General features: G+C 60.5%; 18 protein-coding genes. 4 read left to right on the forward strand and 14 right to left on the reverse strand.

From position 1 onward, the window contains the following. Positions 1-80 precede the first annotated feature (80 nt). Positions 81-2123: an FAD-dependent oxidoreductase gene (locus ACOERD_RS08880; RefSeq protein ID WP_419738770.1), complete on the forward strand. Its 2043-nt coding sequence runs from the start codon at positions 81-83 to the stop codon at positions 2121-2123. Positions 2124-2275: 152 nt separating this feature from the next. Here the strand turns inward: ACOERD_RS08880 and ACOERD_RS08885 are convergent, their stop codons facing one another. Both ACOERD_RS08885 and ACOERD_RS08890 read right to left on the reverse strand, forming a co-directional pair. After that, positions 2276-2467, reverse strand: coding sequence for a hypothetical protein (locus ACOERD_RS08885; protein WP_419738902.1), 192 nt, complete (start codon positions 2465-2467; stop codon positions 2276-2278). Then, entirely contained in the window at positions 2457-2630 is a 174-nt protein-coding gene (locus tag ACOERD_RS08890) for a hypothetical protein (RefSeq protein ID WP_419738771.1), read from the reverse strand. Before ACOERD_RS08890 ends, ACOERD_RS08885 begins: the two co-directional genes overlap by 11 nt. Between ACOERD_RS08890 and ACOERD_RS08895 the strand changes: the two genes are divergently transcribed. Continuing rightward, positions 2623-4365, forward strand: a complete 1743-nt coding sequence (locus tag ACOERD_RS08895) for an IS1634 family transposase (protein WP_419737624.1) — start codon at positions 2623-2625, stop codon at positions 4363-4365. The genes ACOERD_RS08890 and ACOERD_RS08895 overlap by 8 nt on opposite strands. Positions 4366-4516: 151 nt before the next feature. On the opposite strand, the gene ACOERD_RS08900 is transcribed toward ACOERD_RS08895, so the two are convergent. The 7 genes from ACOERD_RS08900 to ACOERD_RS08930 all read right to left on the reverse strand — a co-directional run bounded on the left by ACOERD_RS08900 (position 4517) and on the right by ACOERD_RS08930 (position 13341). Next, positions 4517-5524, reverse strand: coding sequence for an Ldh family oxidoreductase (locus ACOERD_RS08900; protein WP_419738772.1), 1008 nt, complete (start codon positions 5522-5524; stop codon positions 4517-4519). Positions 5525-5574: 50 nt separating this feature from the next. Next, positions 5575-6225, reverse strand: a complete 651-nt coding sequence (locus ACOERD_RS08905) for a DUF3726 domain-containing protein (RefSeq protein ID WP_419738773.1) — start codon at positions 6223-6225, stop codon at positions 5575-5577. Continuing rightward, positions 6222-7913 (reverse strand): hypothetical protein, encoded by a 1692-nt coding sequence (locus ACOERD_RS08910; protein WP_419738774.1) that lies wholly within the window; start codon positions 7911-7913, stop codon positions 6222-6224. Before ACOERD_RS08910 ends, ACOERD_RS08905 begins: the two co-directional genes overlap by 4 nt. A gap of 25 nt (positions 7914-7938) precedes the next feature. Continuing rightward, on the reverse strand, positions 7939-8970 hold the full coding sequence (locus ACOERD_RS08915; RefSeq protein ID WP_419737613.1) for an IS110 family transposase: 1032 nt from the start codon (positions 8968-8970) through the stop codon (positions 7939-7941). A 325-nt stretch (positions 8971-9295) separates the two neighbouring features. Next, the gene (locus ACOERD_RS08920; protein WP_419738775.1) at positions 9296-10843 is read right to left on the reverse strand and encodes a BCCT family transporter; all 1548 of its coding nucleotides are present in this window, start codon (positions 10841-10843) and stop codon (positions 9296-9298) included. 75 nt (positions 10844-10918) lie between these two features. Beyond that, a complete protein-coding gene (locus ACOERD_RS08925) occupies positions 10919-11893 on the reverse strand; it encodes a membrane dipeptidase (protein WP_419738776.1) in 975 nt (324 codons plus the stop codon). Continuing rightward, the gene (locus ACOERD_RS08930; protein ID WP_419738777.1) at positions 11893-13341 is read right to left on the reverse strand and encodes an aldehyde dehydrogenase family protein; all 1449 of its coding nucleotides are present in this window, start codon (positions 13339-13341) and stop codon (positions 11893-11895) included. Before ACOERD_RS08930 ends, ACOERD_RS08925 begins: the two co-directional genes overlap by 1 nt. A gap of 35 nt (positions 13342-13376) precedes the next feature. Between ACOERD_RS08930 and ACOERD_RS08935 the strand changes: the two genes are divergently transcribed. Further along, positions 13377-14345, forward strand: a complete 969-nt coding sequence (locus ACOERD_RS08935) for a LysR family transcriptional regulator (RefSeq protein ID WP_419738778.1) — start codon at positions 13377-13379, stop codon at positions 14343-14345. After that, entirely contained in the window at positions 14342-15349 is a 1008-nt protein-coding gene (locus ACOERD_RS08940; protein ID WP_419738779.1) for a GlxA family transcriptional regulator, read from the forward strand. Before ACOERD_RS08935 ends, ACOERD_RS08940 begins: the two co-directional genes overlap by 4 nt. Before the next feature lie 3 nt (positions 15350-15352). Here the strand turns inward: ACOERD_RS08940 and ACOERD_RS08945 are convergent, their stop codons facing one another. The 5 genes from ACOERD_RS08945 to ACOERD_RS08965 are packed head-to-tail and all read right to left on the reverse strand — an operon-like array spanning position 15353 to position 20891. Next, positions 15353-15916 (reverse strand): sarcosine oxidase subunit gamma, encoded by a 564-nt coding sequence (locus ACOERD_RS08945; RefSeq protein WP_419738780.1) that lies wholly within the window; start codon positions 15914-15916, stop codon positions 15353-15355. After that, a complete protein-coding gene (locus ACOERD_RS08950) occupies positions 15909-18863 on the reverse strand; it encodes a sarcosine oxidase subunit alpha family protein (protein ID WP_419738781.1) in 2955 nt (984 codons plus the stop codon). The genes ACOERD_RS08945 and ACOERD_RS08950 overlap by 8 nt, the downstream gene beginning before the upstream one ends. Beyond that, on the reverse strand, positions 18860-19150 hold the full coding sequence (locus ACOERD_RS08955) for a sarcosine oxidase subunit delta (RefSeq protein WP_419738782.1): 291 nt from the start codon (positions 19148-19150) through the stop codon (positions 18860-18862). The genes ACOERD_RS08950 and ACOERD_RS08955 overlap by 4 nt, the downstream gene beginning before the upstream one ends. After that, positions 19144-19629, reverse strand: coding sequence for a pyridoxamine 5'-phosphate oxidase family protein (locus ACOERD_RS08960; RefSeq protein ID WP_419738783.1), 486 nt, complete (start codon positions 19627-19629; stop codon positions 19144-19146). The genes ACOERD_RS08955 and ACOERD_RS08960 overlap by 7 nt, the downstream gene beginning before the upstream one ends. An 11-nt stretch (positions 19630-19640) precedes the next feature. Continuing rightward, positions 19641-20891, reverse strand: coding sequence for a sarcosine oxidase subunit beta family protein (locus ACOERD_RS08965; RefSeq protein WP_419738784.1), 1251 nt, complete (start codon positions 20889-20891; stop codon positions 19641-19643). Positions 20892-20933 lie beyond the last annotated feature (42 nt).

Here is a 20933-nt window from a genome sequence, read left to right on the forward strand (position 1 = left end):
GCCGTCTTCCAAGTCTCTTTCTGTCCTAATCGAACCGGTCCTTTTTCTCTGAATACACCAGTTGCCGTGGGAGCATCGCAATGAGCAACGATCCACTTCTGCAGCCATACCAGTTGAAGCACCTCACCCTGCGCAACCGGATCATGACCACAAGTCATGAACCCGCCTATCCCGAAGACGGTATGCCCAAGGACCGCTACCGCGCCTATCATGCGGAACGTGCCAAGGCCGGTGTTGCGCTGGCGATGACGGCCGGGTCGGCCTGTGTTTCCAAAGACAGCCCTCCGGCGTTCAACAACGTTTTGGCTTATCGTGACGAGGTGGTGCCTTGGATCAAAAACCTCGCGGATGAGCTGCACGATCACGGCTGCGCAGTGATGATCCAACTGACCCATCTGGGCCGCCGTACCGGGTGGAGCAAGGGCGACTGGCTGCCCTCGGTTGCGCCGACGCATCATCACGAAACCGCACATCGCTACAATCCCAAACTCATGGAGGATTGGGACATCGCGCGGGTCATTCAGGACTATGCCGATGCGGCTGAGCGCATGAAAGCGGGCGGCATGGACGGGCTGGAAATCGAGTGCTACGGCCACCTGCCCGACCAGTTCTGGTCACCGCTGACGAACGAACTTGAGGGGCCATTTGGTCCGCAAACGCTGGAAAGCCGCACGCGTTTCGCGCGAGAGGTTCTGGCCCGCATGCGCGAAAAGGTGGGTGATGAGTTCCTTCTGGGCGTTCGGTTCTCGATGGACGAAACCACCCCTGGCGGCGTGAGTGAGGAAGAAGGTTTCCGCATCGCGCGTCTTCTCAGGGATGAAGGGCTGGTCGATTTCCTCAACGTGACGCGCGGTCGGATTGACAGTGATGCCGCACTGTCAAAAGTGATCCCGCTGCAAGGGTCGCCCTCTGCGCCGCACCTGGATTTCGCGGGCCGGATGCGGGCCGAGATCGGCCTGCCCACCTTCCACGCCGCCCGCATTCCGGATGTTGCCACCGCCCGCCACGCCGTGGCCGAAGGACGTCTGGACATGGTGGGCATGACGCGCGCCCATATGGCCGACCCGCATCTGGTGCAAAAGATCATTGAAGGGCGCGAGGATGATATCCGGCCCTGCGTCGGTGCCACCTACTGCCTCGATCGTATTTACGAAGGTGGCGAGGCGCTGTGCATCCACAATGCCGCAACCGGGCGCGAGCTGACGATGCCGCATCTGATCCCGGTGGCCGAGACCCCGCGCAAGGTTGTGGTCATCGGCACTGGCCCCGGCGGGCTGGAGGCCGCGCGGATTGCTGCCGCCCGCGGTCATGACGTGACGGTGTTCGAGGCCGCCTCGGACCCCGGTGGACAGATACGCCTGACCGCGCAATCCCAAAGGCGGCGCGAGATGATCGGGATCATCGACTGGCGCATGGCCCAATGTGCCGCACAGGACGTGAGTTTTCATTTCAACACCTGGGCCGAGGCCGAAGACGTCACCGCCCTGAACCCGGATCTGGTCGTCGTGGCGACCGGCGGGCTACCTCAGATGCGACTGTATGAGCAGATGGAGGATCTGCCCCATGTCATCACATCGTGGGACATTCTGTCGGGGGATGTGAAAGCCTCGGGCGATGTGTTGATCTTTGACGAGGCTGGCGATCACGCTGGGCTGCAGGCCGCCGAAATTGCCGCTGACACCGCGCAGGTCGAAATCATGACCCCCGACCGCAGCTTTGCCCCCGATGTGATGGGGCTGAACCTCACGCCGTATCTGACCAACCTGCAAGACAAGGACGTGACCCTGACCGTGGCGCGCCGCCTTAAAGGCGTGCGGCGGGACGAAAACCGCCTGATCGCCGAGATAGGATCAGATTACAGCACGAAATTGCAGGACCGGCCCTATGACCAGATTATTCTCAACTATGGCACATTGCCAAATGCTGACCTGTATTTCGACCTCAAGCCCCTCTCGTCAAATCTGGGACAGGTCGATCATGACGCGTTGAGCAACGGTCTACCGCAAAACCTTGTTGCGAACCCAGATGGCCGTTTCCAGTTGTTCCGTATCGGAGACGCCGTCGCCGCGCGCAACACGCACGCAGCGATCTACGATGCCCTGCGCCTGTTAAAAGACCTCTGACGCGGGGCATTTGAGCCAAACAGCGCGAATTTTGACCTTTGGGCGCGCTGTTGACATCGCGCTCGGGCGGATCTCCGTTTTGCGGCGGGCGGTATAGGTGTCCAGTCCCCTTGGGATTGCCCTCTCAAGTCTTGTTCAGCGGCGATTTAACATCAGAGAAGTGCGCGCACTTTTTCCAGCAGTGCCGCGTTTACGGCAACACCTTCGGTTGCTGCCCGCTCGCGGCAGGTGCGGCGGCCGTCGCCCGGCAGGCGCGCGCCATCTTGGTCGCGGAACGAGGCAATCAGCTCACCCAGCTTCTCTTGGAAAGCACCGCCCGATGTCGCCTGCGGATCAATCGCGATGAAGAACTGACCGGTTTTCCTGACTTCCGACCTTTTTGTTGATCTGACTGGGTTTTTGGTTTGTTTTCAGGTGTGGTTGCTCAGAGGCGCGTTGTAGTGCCCCATTATTATAAAAAGTATTGACATGGGCCTTCAGATGGCTAACCTCTTCGCCCATGTTCATCCGCACCAAACATGACGCAAAGCTCAACCGCACACGGATCCAGATCGTTGAATCCGTCCGCACCGGCTCCAAGGTACGCCAGAAGATCCTGCGCCATGTGGGTGTGGCCCATAACGACAGCGAGATTGAGGATATCAAGCGTCTGGCGGGCCGCTTGATGGAGCAATTACGCATTGATCGCTCGCCGCAAATGGAACTGTTCACGCCCACGGAATATGCCGATCTGCAGGCGCTGGTGCGCCGCGCTCCGCGGCCGGACAAGCTTGGCGTTGATCTTGCCGAGTGCCGTGAGGAGGCGCGGGTCTCTCTGGGTCTGCGGGATGTCATGGGGACGATGTATGACCAACTGGGTTGGGGGGCCCTTCTGGGGGCGGCGCGTAAAAGTGCCAATCGCATTGTGAAAGAGCTGGTTATGGCGCGGATCGCACAGCCCGAGAGCAAGCGCGCGACCGTGGAGGCGTTGGAGAACCAGGCAGGCATCACGCTCAATCTGGACGTGGTCTATCGGAGCATGGATTACATCAATACGCCGGTGATAGACGGGATTTGCAAAACCTCTCACGCGGCGGCAGAGAAGTTGCTGGGCGGGCCAGTGACCGTGCTGTTCTACGATTGCACGACCCTGGCCTTTGACACCGAGCGCGAGGACCCGGCCGAGGATGCGGACGGGGTCGAGCAGGATCATCTTCTGGCCAAGGGCTTCAGCAAGGATGGCAAGCATCACCGCGCTCAGGTCATGCTGGCGCTGATCGTCACCTCCGATGGGCTGCCTGTGGGCTATGAACTCTTCCCGGGAAACACCTGGGAAGGTCATACGCTGGAAGCTGCGCTGAAGGCGTTGGAGGGACGCTTCGACGTGGCCAGGGTCACGTTCGTGGCCGATGCCGCCATGCTCAGCAAGGACAACCAGCAGATGTTGCAGAACAAGGGTCTGCCCTACATCCTCGGCTATCGCATGAAGTCCGCCCCGGCCGCCGTGAAGGCGAACATTTTGAGCCCGGAGGGACGCCAGCCTTGGGCTGGACACGGTTCTGAAGAGGCAACCGAGAAGGGCTGGTACAAGGTGATCGACCAGGAGGGAGCGCGGGTCATTGTGACCTGGTCACCCACCCGGGCACGCAATGATGCCCACAAGCGCGACAAGGCAATCGAAAAGCTGCACAAGAAGCTCAAGCGCTCTCGCAAACCCGGCAGCTTCAGCAGCCGGGGATATGGCCGCTTCCTGGCCTTCCCCGACAGCGGGGACGTCACGCTGGATGATGCAAAGATCAAGGCAGCGGCACAATGGGACGGGCTGCATGCCATTGTTGTTCATGGTGCGGACGAACTGGAGGCACAGGACGTCATTGCCCGCTATCACCAGTTGTGGGAGATCGAAGCCTGCTTCCGCACCAACAAGCACGATCTGAAAATCCGGCCCATCTATCACTGGTCGCCGCGTCGGGTCCGGGCCCATATCGCCATCTGCTACATGGCCTTCTGCTGCCTGCAGCACCTGCGCAAGCATCTGGACCTGCTCGGACACCCGATGAGCCCGGCTCGTATCCGCAACGAGTTGAACGCATTGCAGCTCTCGATCCTGCGCCACAAAGGCACCCCTGACCGCTACGGCATGCCAAGCCATGCCACGGTCGATGCCAGACGCATCCTCACCTGCGTCGGCCTGACCTGGAACGAAGCCCCTTTCAAGATACCCCCCGGGCGCACCCGAAAAACTGGCCAGACCAAAGCCTGAGCTCCCTCAACACTCCGAAACAATCGCTGGCGAAAAAAGTCCGTGTAGTGCCTTTTGGCAACCAAGGCATAATAATATCAATGACTTATACGAAAAAATGTCGGAAGTCAGGGGATTGCCCTCTCAAGTCTTGTTCAGCGGCGATTTAACATCAGAGAAGTGCGCGCACTTTTTCCAGCAGTGCCGCGTTTACGGCAACACCTTCGGTTGCTGCCCGCTCGCGGCAGGTGCGGCGGCCGTCGCCCGGCAGGCGCGCGCCATCTTGGTCGCGGAACGAGGCAATCAGCTCACCCAGCTTCTCTTGGAAAGCACCGCCCGATGTCGCCTGCGGATCAATCGCGATGAAGAACTGACCGGTTTTCGGCGGGCCACCCGCGGTGCCCGAGAACGGGCTGGCGACAGAACCCAGCGTTGCGCCAGTCATCGCAGCGGCCATAAGCTCGACCGTCAAGGCAATACCTACGCCTTTGTAGCCGCCGGACGGCACCATGGATCCCTTGAGACCCGCCTCGGGATCCGTGGTGGGCTGGCCGTCCGCGTCCAAAACCCAGCCTTCAGGCACAGGCTTACCTTCGCGGGCATGTTTCATGACTTCGCTTTTGGCGATGGTGCTGGCGGACTGGTCGATCAGAAGCGCCGCGTTTCCATCCGCATCGGGGGCCGAGATCGAGAACGGGTTGGTGCCGACAACCGGCTTTGCCCCACCCGACGGCGCGATCGAGGCCGGCGCGTTGGTGAACCCGATCCCCATCAGGCCTGCCTGCGCCAGACGCTGGGTATGCACACCCAGAACGCCGCAGTTATACGAGTTGTTAATGGCCAGAACCGCAACACCCTGCTCGCACGCCAGCGGGATCAGCTTTTCGAACCCCAGATCAATCGCGCTGTGGGCAAACCCTGTGGCCGCATCCACGGTGACAACTGCCGGACGTGGCTGGGCAACTACGGGCTTGGCGGCCCCGTCAACCTTGCCGCATTCCACATGCTGGGCATAGATCGGGATATAGGCCAACCCGTGCGAGGCCACGCCATCCGCTTCGGTCATTGCGGTCGCGACGGCCAGAGGACGGGCGTTTTCCTCGGATGTTCCGACTTTGACAAGGGCGCGGAAGGCCAGATCTTCGATCTCGGCCAGAGACAGGGTTTCGGTGGCGGTCATTCTTCTTTTCCGTTCGTAAGTATGTGCCCCTTGTCGCAAGGGGCGAAGTTTCAATCGTTGTCGCTGAGGCCCGCGCCAGCACCGCGCAGGCGGCTTTCTTCGGTCGCGGGTGCGAATGTGCGGTGAGCAAAAGCGCTGAGCCTGTTCCAATCTGCGTCGGACACCTCGGCGCGCAGGACCGGCTCGCGGCGGCCTGTCATCTCGGCCGGCGCGCTGAAGACCATCTTGTCTGCGTGGCGGGTCTCAAGCGCCTCGGGCGTGGCTTGCACACAGATCTGCCGCCCGTCAGTTGCCAGACGCGCACCCTGCCATTCGGCCGCAACCGGTACACCCAACCGCAGCGCAGCACCGCCCATGAAGGGCACGGCCAGCAAGGGTAGGCTGACATTCTCCATGGTGATCGAGCCGCGATCCATCAAACGCACTGCGCAGTCGCTGAGCGAGGCCCCGGCGATCAGCGGGCTCATCCGGCGCGTGGGCGCATGCCAGATCTCAGCGCTCAGCGAGACGGGCGAGACGTCGATCGACGGGATACGATCGTTCATCTCCAACAGGTCCGCCAGCAATTCGGCGCCCGAAAACCCAAACGCAGCCAGCCAGCGCGTTCCCTTGGCAGCCTCTTCGGCCAGACCCCAGGACAGGCCCGCGCCGCGCGCGGCGCGTTTGCTCATGGCCTCGATTTCGTTCAAAGAGTGGCTCATGCAGCGGCCCCTTCAAGTTCCGGAAAGACCCAGAAATCGGCGTTTTCAGATGTCAGCTCATGCGGCAAGGGCGCGTTGCCATACATGCAGATGCGCACCCAGCGATCCGAGCGGGGATCGAACTTGGTCGCCCCGAAGAAGGACAGCTTGCAGCGCAGCATGTCGATAGGCAGCACCCGGTCCGAGATCGTGTTATCTCGGATCTCGGCATAGGGCGCGCGCCCTACGATCTGAACGCGGCGCAGCACGTGGCGGTGTTCGGGATGGCGCAACAGGAAATCGGCGACCTGAGCATCATCCGACCAATGGGCCAGCGCCTGAAACAACTGCGCTGCATCCCGGCCGGGGGCCAAGGGTTGCTCGTATTCCTCAATCGGTTCCTCGAACCGTTCACCCAGACGCGGCTCCAGCTTTTCTTCCGAGACATACCAGGCGCGCGCCTTGCTGGCGGGGGTGGCCCAATCGGTCTCAATAGCCCAGCCGTAGATATCCTTGAGCAGCGCCCGCAGATCGCCAATCTTCATCGCTCCGGCGATGCGGAACGTGGCGGTGTTGTCTGCCGCCATGCCTTCTGCAAAGGCATCAACCAATGCCCCATAGGGTTCCAGCATCAGCGAGGCGATCCATTCTTGACCCTCAAGGGTCAGCGACTGCTCGGCCCAGGAATAAAGCGCGTCCCATGGGTGATCCGCGCCAAGATCCGCACTTGAGAGATAGTCCTGCAGCTTGGCAATATCGTCCCGCAGAGCGGCGAGTTTCTCGATCTGGATCGGATGTTCGGACTGCCAAGTCTCGACGATCTGCATATTGCGCAGCAGCACATCACGGAACACCGCGATTTCCGCATCGCTGGCCTTTTCAACACCACGCACGACCTGAATTGCGCCTTCGCGTGCGGCCATCCAGTTGTTGAACAGCACCGGATGGTTCAGCAAAAACGGCGCCATCCCCAGGCCGGTTGAGTTTCCTATCCCCATCGAACGCGCGATCCCAGCATCCAGCTTCGCGGCCTGCGCGCCGTTGGCCGCAGCGCGGGTATCGGCCATGTATTGCACCAGATCAGTCACGAACCAGCGGGTCAGGTAGACCGACAGCATCTCAACCTGGAACGGCGCACGGAATTCAGGACGGTCGGCGATCATTTCGCGATCCGCAGCGCCCAGCTTGCCGGACCCGTAAACCGCAGTGGTTCGCATAAGGTAACCCACCGCGTCAATCTTGTCGGTCGAGGGCTGGCGACCCTCGGCCAATTCGCTCACCACATGCTCCCACAAACGCACCGAGCGGTTGGCGCGGGACACCGACAGTTCAGACCCGGTCACGCGCCCGGCTTCCTGAACGGGAATATTGTGCGAAAGACGCTCGATATCGGCGTCGGAGGGCACACCGTCAAACAGAGTAAAGGTGGCATCCCAGGCCTCGGCGATCACCCGGTCCGAGCGTTTCTCGGGCGGCAGATCATGGGCATAGGCGATCAGGGAATAGGACCGCTCGGGCCCGTGGGCGGTATAGACTGCATGGCCAACTCCTGTGCCGTCAATTTCGAACGCCGTTTTTTCAAACCGCCAGTTTTCCCGAGCCAGTCGTCGCGTCAGGATACGCATGAACGAAAGGCGCGACTGATGCATGGAGCCAAGACGGGCAAGGCGCATCACCATGTTCGGATCACGACGGGGAACGTCAGTCATTCGGTTGTGCCTCCTATGATGATTGTCAAGCAGGGCATTGATTTTGTTTGATTTTAAATTCGGCAAAATCGTCGAAGACCCAGCCGTTCTTGAGCGTGTCATAGATGATCTTGAGCAGCTTGCGGGCCGTGGCTATGATCGCCTTGCCCGCGCCACGGCGTTCCTTGATGCGCCGATAATAACTGTTGAGATATCCCGAATAGCGGATCGCGATGAGCGTACATTGCACCAGCGTGGTGCGCATGAGCTTGTTGCCGCGCTTCGTGATCCGCCCGTGATGTTCGGTTTCGTTCGAGTTACTCACCTTGGGCACGATGCCGACATAGGCGGCCAGCTTGTCCGCGTCGGAGAAGTCTTCAACCCTGCCGATCCCCGCCAGCAGGACCGCGGCAGATCGCGCACCGATCCCCTTGATGCTGGTGAGCCCCTCAAAGCCTTTCATGGCCGAGGCGGCCTCCTCGATGGCCTTGTCGATACGGTTCAGGGTCTCGGTCAGGCCGAGCGCCTGGTCCCGCAATGCCGCCAGTTCGACCTGCTCAAGCGGTGTGAAGCGGCTGAGATCCAGGTCGCGCAGGCGCTTCTTGCTGGACAACCCTTCCTTCTTCAGCTTCATGCCGTGACGGACAAACATCGCGTGGATGCCGTTCAGCAGCATGGTGCGCTGTTTGACCAGCATGTCACGCGTCCGGGTCAGCGAGGCCAGTTCGCTTTCCTGAGTGGACTTGAGCCGGGTTTCCGGCAGCATGTCCTTCGACAGGAAGAAGGCCAAAGCGCGCGCATCGTTCTTGTCGGTCTTTTTCACCGATGTGCGGATCACTTTAAACTGGCGCGGGTTGACCACAACGATCCGGCCGACACAGGGTTCCACCTCACCGCAGAACCAGGCCGTGTTGCCGGTGGCCTCGACCGCCAGTTCGTCATCCGCATCAAGGCTCTGACAGAACCGCTCAAGCGCCTGCGCGGACAGATGAAAGGTTTGGAATGTTTCCGATCCGTCCGTCTCACGCCGACAGATCGTGAAGGAATTCGTATGAAGATCGACACCTATGTAAGCCATGGCTATACTCCCTGCTCAAGGAGGCGGAGCCCCCAATGGGGCGTGAACGGCCAAACCAAGCTCCTATGCAGGATCACCGGCCAAAACCGGGCCCTATGGGGGCTGTTCGGAAACAGGCGAAAGCTAAGCTCCTCAACAGGGTCACAATGCCCTAAGACACAATTCAGCCTGAGACCTATCCGCCTCCCCGAATCCTCTAACAGATTCAGGGCGTTTGGCCGATCACAAATCATTCATACCCCCTCCTCAGGTGCTAATATCTGGTCTTCTCTTGAAACCTTCAGGCGTTTTGGCGGGCCGGATGGTCCGGCCCGGCTTGGATCGTTTAGCTCTCTTTGCCCTTCACCAGCGTGATGCGCAGCGCATCCCAAAGCGACGGTAGCAAGATCAGAGACACCGGAACAGCGGTCACCACAATAAAGCTCTGCAGTTTGGACACACCGCCCGATCCGACCGAGATCAGGATGATGGCCATAAGGCCCATCGCGATGCCCCAGAACACGCGCAGTGCTGCGGGTGGGTTGTTCTCGTTGCTCATGGTCGCAGAGATGACGTAGCTCATCGAGTCGCCAGTGGTAGCCACAAAAATCGTGGTCAGGATCAGGAACAGGATCGAGATCACGAAGCCCATCGGCAGGTTGTTGGTAATTGCCAGCAGGGCGGCAGGCAGGTTGAAGCCTTCGAACGCGGTGGCGATTGTGCCGGGGTTCTCAAGCTCCATCGAGATGCCGGTGCCACCGATGATGGTGAACCAGAAGTTGGTCACGATCGGCGCGATGACCGACAGCATGATGATGATCGAGCGGATCGAACGACCACGCGACACCCGTGCGATGAACATAGCCATCAGCGGGCCGTAGCCCATGAACCAGCCCCAGAAGAACACGGTCCACCAGCCCAACCAGCCGGGTTCGCCGAACAGACCGGCCTCACCACGGTACAACGCCATCTGGAAGAAGTTGCCAACGTAAGTGCCAAAGCCCGAGAAGAACGAGCCAAAGATGAACCCGGTCGGGCCTGCAACCAGAACGAACAGCAGAAGGAAGGCCGCCAGGATCACGTTGACCTTGGACAGAACCTGAATGCCACGCGACAGACCTGTCATGGCCGAGATCGTGTAGATCGCAGCAAGACCGGCAATCACGGTCGCCTGCAGGGCAAACGTATCCGAAAACCCGAACAGATCGGCCAGACCATAGCTCACCTGCAGACCCAGGAAGCCGATCGGACCAACCGTGCCCGCCACCACAGCGATGATCGAGGACGCATCCGCGATCAGGCCAATCGGCCCGTTGATCGCCTTGTCGCCGAACACCGGGTAGAGCAGCGTGCGCGGTGCCAGCGGCAGGCCCTTTTCATAGTGGTAGTGCATCAGCATGACCGTGGTCAGCGACCCCAGAATGGCCCATGCGAGGAAACCCCAGTGCATGAAGCTCTGGGCGATGGCCGGGTTCACGGCCTCGGCCGTTACACCTTCGACACCATAAAGCGGCGCGGGGTACAGGAAGTGGGCAATCGGCTCACCCGCCGCCCAGAACACGCCGCCACCGGCCAGCAGCGTGCACATGACCATCGAGCCCCACTGGAAGGTGGTGAACTCGGGCGCGGCCAGGCCGCCCATGATGGCGCGCCCACCGGGCAGTACGCACAGCAGCAGGCCGATCAGGAAGGTAGCGAGCAGCAGCGCCTGCCAGTACAGGCCAAAATAGGTGGCCGCGACATTGAAACCCCAATCCACAGCGCCCGAAAGCGCGTCCAGATTGACCAGCGCCGCGATGCAGAACAGCGCGATAAAACCGCCTGAGATCAGGAACAGCGGTTTGTTGACCCGGCTTTCCTGCGTGGGGGCAGTGTTCAAAGATGCCTCAGACATCTCTCCTCCGTTAATATTAATCAGGCCGTTTCTATCTGGAATGCGGCCAAAGCTTCGTTGTTTGGCTGACCTGTATCAGGCGAGCGGTTTGAAGTTCTCGTCAAAGAAACGGTACCAGTTGCCTCCCATGATGCCGTCGACCTCAGCGTCGTTCATGCCGGTGGCACGCAGCCCTGCCCGGATGTTGCCGAAGTCACGGTTGTCATTGAACCAACCCGGCATGGGTGGGAAACCGGGGGCCGAGGCAGAGCCTTCGCCATAGTCGATTTCCTTTGTCCAACGACCTACGCGCATCCATTCCACGATGCTGTCGGGCTGGTCCTGACACAGGTCGGTGCCGATCCCCAAATGCTGCGCACCGTATTTTTCGGCCGTGCGCGCGATCATCTCGCAAAAGCTTTCCAGCGTGCACTCGGACTTGTCTTTCAGGTGGTGCGGGTAAACCGAGAAACCCAGCATACCGCCGTTTTCCGTCACTGCACGGATCACCGCGTCGCGCTTGTTGCGCAGGGCGGGCGACCAGTCATAGGGGTTCGCATGGGTGATGGCGATGGGACGTTCCGAGATCTCGGCCGCTTCGATGGTCGAGCGGTCGGCCGAGTGGCTCATGTCGACAACAAGACCCACGCGGTTCATCTCTTTGATGACCTGTTTGCCCATGCGGGTGATGCCGGAATCCTCGGCCTCATAGCAGCCGGTCGCCAGCAGCGACTGGTTGTTATAGGTCAGCTGCATGAACCGCGCACCCAGCGTGTGCAGGATCTCGATCAGGCCGATATCATCTTCCATCGGGCTTGGGTTTTGGAACCCGAAGAACACTGCTGTCCGGCCGGTTTCCCGCGCCGCGTCGATGTCGCTGGCCCACTGCCCTTTCATGATCAGGTCCGGGTATTGTTCGAACCAGCGGTTCCACTGTTCGAAATTCAGCACCGTTTCGCGAAAGTTCTCATGATAGGCGATGGTGACGTGGATCGCGTCCACGCCCCCCTCGCGCAACTGGCGGAAGACCTTTTCCGACCAGTTCACATATTGCAGGCAATCGATCAGCATCAGACGGGACCTGCGCTGATATATGCGGTTTTGACCGTGGTGTAGAATTCGGCCGCTGCCTTGCCCTGCTCACGTGGACCGTAGGAGCTGTCACCACGACCACCGAAGGGCACGTGATAGTCGGTGCCTGCAGTGGGCAGGTTCACGGTGACAACGCCGGTGCGTGCATTGCGGCGGAAATGGGTGGCGCGGGCCAGCGACTTGGTCACGATGCCCGAAGTCAGGCCAAAGTTGGTGTCGTTGACCACGCTCAGCGCTTCGTCATAGCTGCCAACCTTGATGACGCTGGTCAGCGGCGCGAACATTTCCTCGCGGTTTATCGCCATGTCGTTGGTGGTGTTCAGGAACACGCCGGGCGACATGTAGTACCCGTCATGCGGCATCTCGAGACGCGCACCGCCACAGGCCAGTTCTGCGCCCTCGGATTTGCCCAGATCGACATAGGCCAGGTTTTCGCTCAGCTGCTGCTGACTGACGACGGGACCCATCTGAACGCCCGCTTCCAGCGCGTGGCCCACTTTCATCGCCTGCGCACCCGCAACGAGCTTTTCGACAAAGGCGTCATGAATGGCAGAGTGGACCACGAGCCGGGAGGAGGCCGTGCATTTCTGACCGGTGCCACCGAACGCTCCGCCCAGAGCCAGCGTGACCGCCAGATCCAGATCGGCATCGTCCATGACGGCCAGAGCGTTCTTCGATCCCATTTCCATCTGAACCTTGGTCAGGTTCTGGATGGCGGCAGCTGCGATACCCTTACCCACCGGAACCGACCCGGTGAAGGAAATCGCGTTGACCTTGGGGCTTTCCACCAGACGTTGACCGATGGACCGGCCCGAACCCATGACCAGGCTAAACAGACCTTTGGGGATGTCCTGACGGTTGATGATCTCGGTCAGCGCCACAGCCGAGGCCGGGGTGATGTTGGCGGGTTTCCAGACAACCGCGTTGCCATAGCACAGCGCCGGAGCAATCTTCCACGATGCGGTCGCAGTGGGGAAGTTCCACGGACTGATGATGGCCACAACGCCAACGGCCTCACGGCGGACATCGACCTCAATATTGGGGCGTACGGAATCCGCGTTCTCACCGATCTGACGCAGGCATTCAGCGGCGTAGTAGGTGAAGAACTGACCGGCACGGAACACTTCGCCTTTGCCTTCGGCGAGGGGCTTGCCTTCTTCGCGGCTCAGCAGCGTGCCCATTTCCTCGGCGCGGGCCATCAGCTCGTTGCCGATAGCGTTAAGAACAGCCTGCTTGCGCTCCAGCCCATAGGCGGCCCACTCACGCTGAGCGGCACGCGCCTGATCAAGCGTCGCCTCAAGTTGATCGGCGCTGGCCTGTGCAAACATGCCAACCAGGTCGCTCAGGTCCGACGGGTTGCGGTTTTCGATCTCACCTTCGCCGGTGACCCACTCACCAGCGATCAGGTTCTTTTGAATGTCAGCCATAGCCGTTTGCCCCATATAGAATTTGCTGAGCGGGTATGGACTCTTTTTCGACAATCAATCAAACTAAAATTATTGAAGTTTACTTCAGCAAGATTGAAGCCTCCAACATGACACTCAAGATCGAAATGCTTCGCGGCTTTGTCGCGGTCGCCCGCACCGGCAACCTGACGGACGCGGCCGTTGTCCTGAAACGCACCCCTTCCGCGGTGTCGATGATGCTCAAGCAGTTTGAGACACATCTGGGCGAACCGCTGTTTGAGACGGACCGCAAGAACAAGCTGACAGCGTTGGGTGAGTTCGTGTTCGAGCAATCGCAGCTGGAACTACAGCATTTCGACAATACGGTCCGGGCCATTGAAAACTTTGCCGATGCCAGTATGGGACATGTCAGAATTGCCACGGTTCCATCGGTGGCAGGCACGATCATACCACGCGTTTTTTCCAGAAACACAAAGGCTTACGAGAAAGTGAGGGTGGAGCTGCGCGACATGGATTCCAAGTCCGTCCTGCACGAGCTGTCGCGGGGGCGCATTGATATCGGCATCGCGACGTTGCGCGGCAACGGGTCGGGCCTGCACAGTCAGCTTTTGCTGACCGACTGGTTTGGCGTGCTGCTGACCCCGGACCACCCGCTGGCCAGTGACACTGACCCAATCGACTGGGACGCGCTTGTGAATGAGCAGTTGATCGCCAACAGCCTGTCCGAAAGCATCCCTGGGCCCGAGGCGGAAAAACTGCATGCGAGCTCTCGGTTTTCGGCACATAACATCACCTCTATTCTGGGCATGGTGCGGGCTGGAATCGGAGTCACGCTATTGCCCGAGATGGCGGCAATTTCGGCCGGGCAATCCGATCTGGTCTTTCGCCCTCTGGCGGATAAGACCGCCAAGCGTCAAATTCACCTCATACGCAAGGCTGATTCTGCACTGTCGCCTGCTGCGCGCAGACTGGAAAATGACATCCTCGAAACCGTCGAGGACCTAATGAAAGAGCAACGCTCATGACAGATCAGGTCGAGAAAATTTCGCTGGGCATCCTGATCTTTCCAGGGTTCCCGATGGCATGCCTGACATCCTGTATCGAACCGCTGCGCGCGGCGAATGAGATCTCGGGGCAGGAGGCGTTCAGCTGGCATGTCATTGCCGAGCAAGACCAACCAATCCAGTCCTCGGCTGGCGTGACCTTTTTCCCCGACAGCACCTTGGCCGAGGCTCAATCCCTGACGCATCTGCTGTTTGCCTCAAGCCCGAACAGTGTGTTCGACACCCCCTCCAAGGCGAACGCGGCCCTTCAGCGCCTGATGCGTAACAAAACCCGTATCGGCGCAATCAGCGGCGGCGTCTTCCCCCTTGCCCGCACCCGGCTGACAGGTGACAACCCTCTGTCGGTGCATTGGTGTTACGAGGCCGCTTTTCAGGCCGAATTTCCCGAAATCCCGATCCATGGGACAGTGATCTGCGAAGAAGGGGCCTTTAGCACAATCTCTGGCGCCTCTGCCGTGTTCGACCACATGCTGGCCCTGATCGAAAAACGGCTGGGCGGTGATGTCATGGCCGAGGTCGCCTGCTGGTTCCAGCATCCCTTCATTCGCAGCGGGACCGTCACGCAAAAGGTGCCCGCAATCTCAACCGCGCAAAGTCAAGATCTTTTACCCAAGCAAGTCGCAAAGGCTATTCAGCACTTTGCCGAACATATCGAAAACCCCATCCAGATCAGCGAAGTCGCCGATGCTGTAGGCCTTTCGGCGCGGTCACTGGAGCGGAGCTTCAAAAAGGCCACGGGGCACAGCCCTTTGACCTATTATCGGCGGATGCGGATGAACCAGGCGCGGCAATTGGTGCTGTACACGAACGACCCAATTGCCGAGGTCGCCTATATGGTCGGCTACGCTACGCCCAGCGCCTTCATGCGGCACTATCGTGAGACGTTCGGGGTCACGCCGATCAGCGACCGGCGTGCCAAGAACTCGATGCGAGTTGGCAGTGACGATGTGCTACCCTCAGGCTAAGGCTCACGCGATAGATTTTGCGGCGGCCAACAGGCCGTGATGCAACGACGCCGCCGAAGAGCGCGGGCCAAGAACGGCCATGTGATCCTCGGCCAGACGCCAAAGGAAGACACCCAGATGTTCCGCCGTGGTTCGGATCGCCGTGCCCGACCCCATCGTGCGGACCGGCGCGTTGCTGAGGCGTTCGAACAGATCGCACAGACCCGCGCCCTGCACGTCGAACCGGCACCAGCCATCCGTCTGCTCGGAGACCGATGCGGTGTCTCCGACGATCTGCTTCAACTCGGCGGCCAGCAATTCGTGACTGTCATGTGGGGCCATGACCATCCATTGCTCCGGCCCCATCCAGAGCGCAGCATAGGGTGCCGCCTGAGCGGATTGGCCAACCTCGGGCAAGCTCAGACCGATCTTGTCGGCCAGCGCCTTTTGCGCGGCACCAGCCTGATCGTTGCGGGCCGCGAGCGACGCCAGCGCCTGATCGACGACCTCTGTGATCGTGATCGAACCGACCGTATCGACACGCGGCGTGTCGCCGCCCAGCGGGGTGATGGGTTTCAGTTTATGCACGAAGCTTCTCCCCTTCCGGGTCCACGAAATGAGCGCTGACAATCTCGACCATGACCTCTTGGCCTTCCAGAGGGTTCACCAGACGCAGTTGTTCACCCATCCGGTCAGAGCCACCTTTGACAAATCCGAGCCCGATTGAGCTTTCCAGAATTGGCGAATAAGCAGCCGAGGTGACATAGCCCTGATCGTGGGCTGCATCGACCGGGCCAGTGGCGTTCATCAGATGCCCGCCCGCCGTAACGGTCTCATTCGCGTCCACAGGTTTCAGCCCCACCAGAGCCAATGCGTCAGGGGTGTTCAGCCCCTCCCGACGGCTTAGAACATTGCCGATGCAGTCCTTCTTGGCGCTGACCATACGTGCCATGCCAAGGTTCAGTGCCGTGGTTGTACCGTTCAGCTCGTTGCCGGTCGCATGACCCTTTTCGATCCGCATGACGCCCAGGGCCTCGGTGCCGTAAGGCATCACGTCGAACTCTTCACCCGCCTCCATCAGCGCGCGCATCAGCCCGTCGCCATAGCGCGTGGGCACCGCGATTTCATAGGCCAGCTCGCCCGAGAACGAGATCCGGAACAGTCGCGCGCGCAGGCCACCGCAGACGGTAATCTCGCCACAACCCATGAAGGGGAACGCCTCATTCGAGATGTCAAACTCGGGGTCCACGATCTTTTGCAGCAGTTTACGGCTGTTGGGACCGGCTACTGCATATTGCGCCCAAGCCTCGGTGGTCGAGATCAGCTGCACGTCCATATCCGGGCACAGGCATTGGCGCACGAACTCCATATTGCGATAGACCAGAACCGCGTTGGCGGTGGTGTTGGTCACGACGAAATGGTCCTCAGCAAACCGCGCGGCGGTACCGTCGTCATAGGCAATGCCATCCTCGCGCAGCATCAGGCCATAGCGGACCTTGCCCACGGGCAGTTTGGCAAAGGCGTTCGAATAAACCATGTTCAGGAAAGCCGCAGCATCCGCGCCCTGCACGTCGATCTTGCCCAGCGTCGTCACATCGCACACACCGACCGAGTTTCTTGTCTGCAGTACCTCGCGATCCACCGATTGCCGCCAATGGGTTTCGCCCTTGCGCGGGAACCATTGGGCCCGCAGCCAGTTGCCGACCTCGACAAACACGGCGCCCTGTTCCTCGGCCCATTTGTGGCTGGGCGTCAGGCGGGTCGGGTGGAAATCCTTGCCCACCGCACGGCCACCGAAGGCACCCATCGCCACCGGAGTATAAGGCGGGCGGAAGATGGTTGTGCCGGTGTCCTTAATGGACTTGCCCGTTAGTTCCGCCATCACCGCCAAGGCACCCACGTTCGAGGTCTTGCCCTGATCGGTCGCCATGCCCAGTGTGGTATAACGCTTGAGATGCTCCACCGAGGTAAAGTTCTCTTGGTGCGCTAGCTTGACGTCCTTGACGGTCACGTCGTTCTGGTAATCCAGCCATGCGCGTTTTGCGCCTTTGACGTGCCAGAAGGGGCTGATCGAGACCGGCGCATCGGCTGCAGCGGGAAGATCAACGTGGGATGCCGTGATGCCGAGATCGCCCAGAGTGGATACTGCCGCCGCCGCACCACCGTGCAGCGCCGCTTCGGTTCTCATCTCACCCTTGGCCGCACCTGCCACGATCTGACCGACGGGCAGGCCGTCACCCGGAACAAAGGCGTGGATATCCGCGTTCCAGACCGGGCGACCGCGCTGATGGCAGGTCAGGCCCAGGTTCGGGTTCCAGCCACCGGACATCGCCAGCGCCTCGCAATAGAGGTCCGTTGTGTAGCCTTTCTCGGTGCGCACCTGCACCGAGGTCAGACCCAAGCGGCCCGAGGCGTTGATGATCTCGGCCCCTTTGAGAACTTCGGTTCCCTCGACATCCGCAGCATCTGGGCGCGTGTCGACAATGGCCGGGACCTTAATACCCTGCGCAATTAGATCGCGTGCCGTCTGGTGCGCGTCGTCATTGTTGGCAAAAACTACAACCGATTGCGCCGGCGTTGCGGCCCAGCGGTTGGCGTAGGACCGAACCGCTCCGGCCAGCAGGATACCAGGCCGGTCGTTGTTTTCGAACGCGATGGGGCGTTCGATGGCCCCGGTCGCGATCAGCGCGCGCTTGGAGTAGATGCGCCACAGGGTTTGGCGGGGTTTGTCAGCCGCGGGCGCGATCAGGTGATCCGCATTGCGTTCAACCGCGCCATAGATCCCATGGTCATAGGCTCCGAATACGGTTGTACGCGGCATGACCCGCACATTGTTCATCGATGCCAGCTCGGCCAGAGCCTGGTCGACCCAGGCCGCGCCGGAGATATCGGCCAAAGCGCCGGTCTCGGCAATCAGACGCCCGCCCATGCGGAAGTCTTCATCCGCCAAAATGACCTGAGCGCCCGCTCGTCCTGCGGTCAGCGCCGCCGCCAGACCGGTCGGACCCGCACCGATGACTAGCAGATCGCAATGCAGGAAGCCCTTGTCATAGAGATCGGGATCATCCTCACCCGTCAGGCTACCCAGACCGGCAGCCTTGCGGATGATCGGCTCATACAGCTTTTCCCAGAACGCCTTGGGCCACATGAAGGTCTTGTAGTAAAAGCCGGCGGTCAGGAAGTTCGAGAACCGATCGTTGATCGCCATGAAATCGCGTTCCAGCGACGGCCAGCGGTTTTGGGAATTGGCGTTCAGGCCTTCATACAGCTCGGCCACGGTGGCGCGGGTGTTCGGCTCCTGCCGCCCACCTGAGCGAAGCTCGACCAGAGCGTTCGGCTCTTCGCTGCCCGCAGTTAGGGGGCCGCGCGGGCGATGGTATTTGAACGACCGGCCCATCAGGCGCACGCCATTGGCCAACAAGGCCGAAGCCAGCGTGTCGCCCTCATACCCCTGATAAGACTTGCCGTCGAAGGTGAAGCTGAGGCTGGCGTCCCGGTTGATCAGCCCGCCATTAAGTCGATTGCGCTGTGTCATTTTGCAGCCTTCCCTGCCGCTTTGGCCACGTCACGGGCCAGTTCGACCTTCAGGATTTCGTGGGTCAGCGTATTGCGCGTGACCACCAGCCACGACCGGTCGCCCTGTTCGTGATACCAAAGCTCGCGATGCTCGCCCGCCGGGTTGTCACGGAGGTAGAGGTAATCGTGAAACACCTGCTCCGCGTCCTCGGCCTGCCAGTCAGGACGATTGATCAGCGAAGCATCGCCCAGATAGGTGAACTCCTGCGCGTCGCGCGGGCCAAGCAGGGGGTGATTGATCAGCATGCTTCGACCTCCGACCCTTTGTGAATGATGTTGAAGTCGCGAACGCGTTGCATCCACTTGGCGCGCAGCTCTTCGCTGGTGACGCCCATGTCATAGGCGGGCGTGGCCAGAGGCTTGCACGCCGTAACATTGACTACCACAAAACCCGAGAACATCGGCTCTAGCTCGGGCCAGCGATTGGTATAGGCCGGGCGCAGCGACGGGTAGCGCGCATCGTCGCGCGGGACATAGCAGGCCTCACCCTGGATCAGGACGCCCCGACGGGTCAGGATGTCGATGAAGTTGACCTCGACCTGCGGACGCACCGCAATATTGGCCAGAGTGTCCGGAGACCGCATTTCTGCAAAGCTGATCTTGGTATCATCATGGGTCACAAACGTACCCTTGGGCGAGACATTCGGGTTCCCTTCGGCATCCGCTGTGGCGACAAAGCCAAGATGCCAGTTTTCGATCAGATCGCGTGCAAACTTGTTGATCATGGCGATGGTCCTCAGTGCAGGTTCGGCTGGGCGCCCTGCCCTTTTTCGTCGATCATGTGACCGGTCATGAACCGGTCCAGCCGGTAGGCTGTGGCGGTTTCATGCGGACGGTCGGTTTTCAGAAGATGCGCAAAGCAATAGCCAGAGGCTGGCGTGGCCTTAAACCCGCCGTAACACCATCCGCCATTGAAATAGAGCCCGTCGATATGCGTCTTGTCGATGAACGGAGAGCCATCCATCGACATATCCATGATCCCGCCCCAACTGCGTAGCAGGCGCGCGCGTCCCAGTGCAGGGATCAGCGCCATACCGCTTTCGATCACATCCTCGACCACGGGCAAGTTCCCCCGTTGGGAGTAGGTGTTGTACATGTCGATGTCACCACCGAAGACCAGACCGCCCTTGTCGGACTGGCTGCAATAGAAGTGCCCCGCCCCATAGGTGATGACGCCGTCGATGAAAGGCTTCAGACCCTCGGACACGAAGGCCTGCAACACGTGGCTTTCGATCGGCAGGCGCATCCCCGCCTTCTCCATCACGCGGCTGGAACTGCCTGCAACAGAGACGCCGACCTTCTTCGCCCCAATGAAGCCGCGAGTTGTATCGACACCCAGGACTTTGCCATTTTCAATGCGGAAACCCGTCACCTCGCAGTTCTGAATGATATCCACGCCGCGCATGTCCGCACCTCGCGCGTATCCCCACGCCACCGCGTCGTGGCGCACGGTGCCGCCGCGACGGTGCAGCAGACCGCCTTTGATCGGGAACCGGGCGTCATCGAAATTCAGGAACGGATACATGGCGCGGACGCCTGCGGTATCCAGCAGCTCGGCGTCGGATCCGTTCAGGATCATCGCATTGCCCCGCCGCCGCGCCGCATCCCGCTGTGCGTCGGTGTGGACCAGGTTCAGAATACCGCGCTGGCTGACCATGGCGTTATAGTTGAAGTCCTGTTCGAGGTTTTCCCAAAGCTTCAGCGAGAACTCGTAGAACGGCTCATTCCCATCCAGCAGGTAGTTCGAGCGGATGATCGTTGTGTTCCGCCCCACATTGCCGCCGCCGATCCAACCTTTTTCCAGTACCGCGATACGCGCAGCACCGAATTCCTTGGCCAGATAGTAGGCTGTGGCCAGACCGTGGCCGCCGCCGCCCACGATCACATAGTCATATGCATCCGCAGGCTCAGGGTCGCGCCATTGCGGACCCCAGCCCTTGTGGCCGGTCAGGGCCTCTTTGAAAAGTCGCAGCGCCGAGAATCGCATGTAGGCTCCTATTCGTTGCAGCTTACTTTATGCACCCGGGTT

The sequence above is a fragment of the Ruegeria sp. genome (assembly GCF_965199275.1).
In the GTDB taxonomy this organism is placed as follows: domain Bacteria; phylum Pseudomonadota; class Alphaproteobacteria; order Rhodobacterales; family Rhodobacteraceae; genus Ruegeria.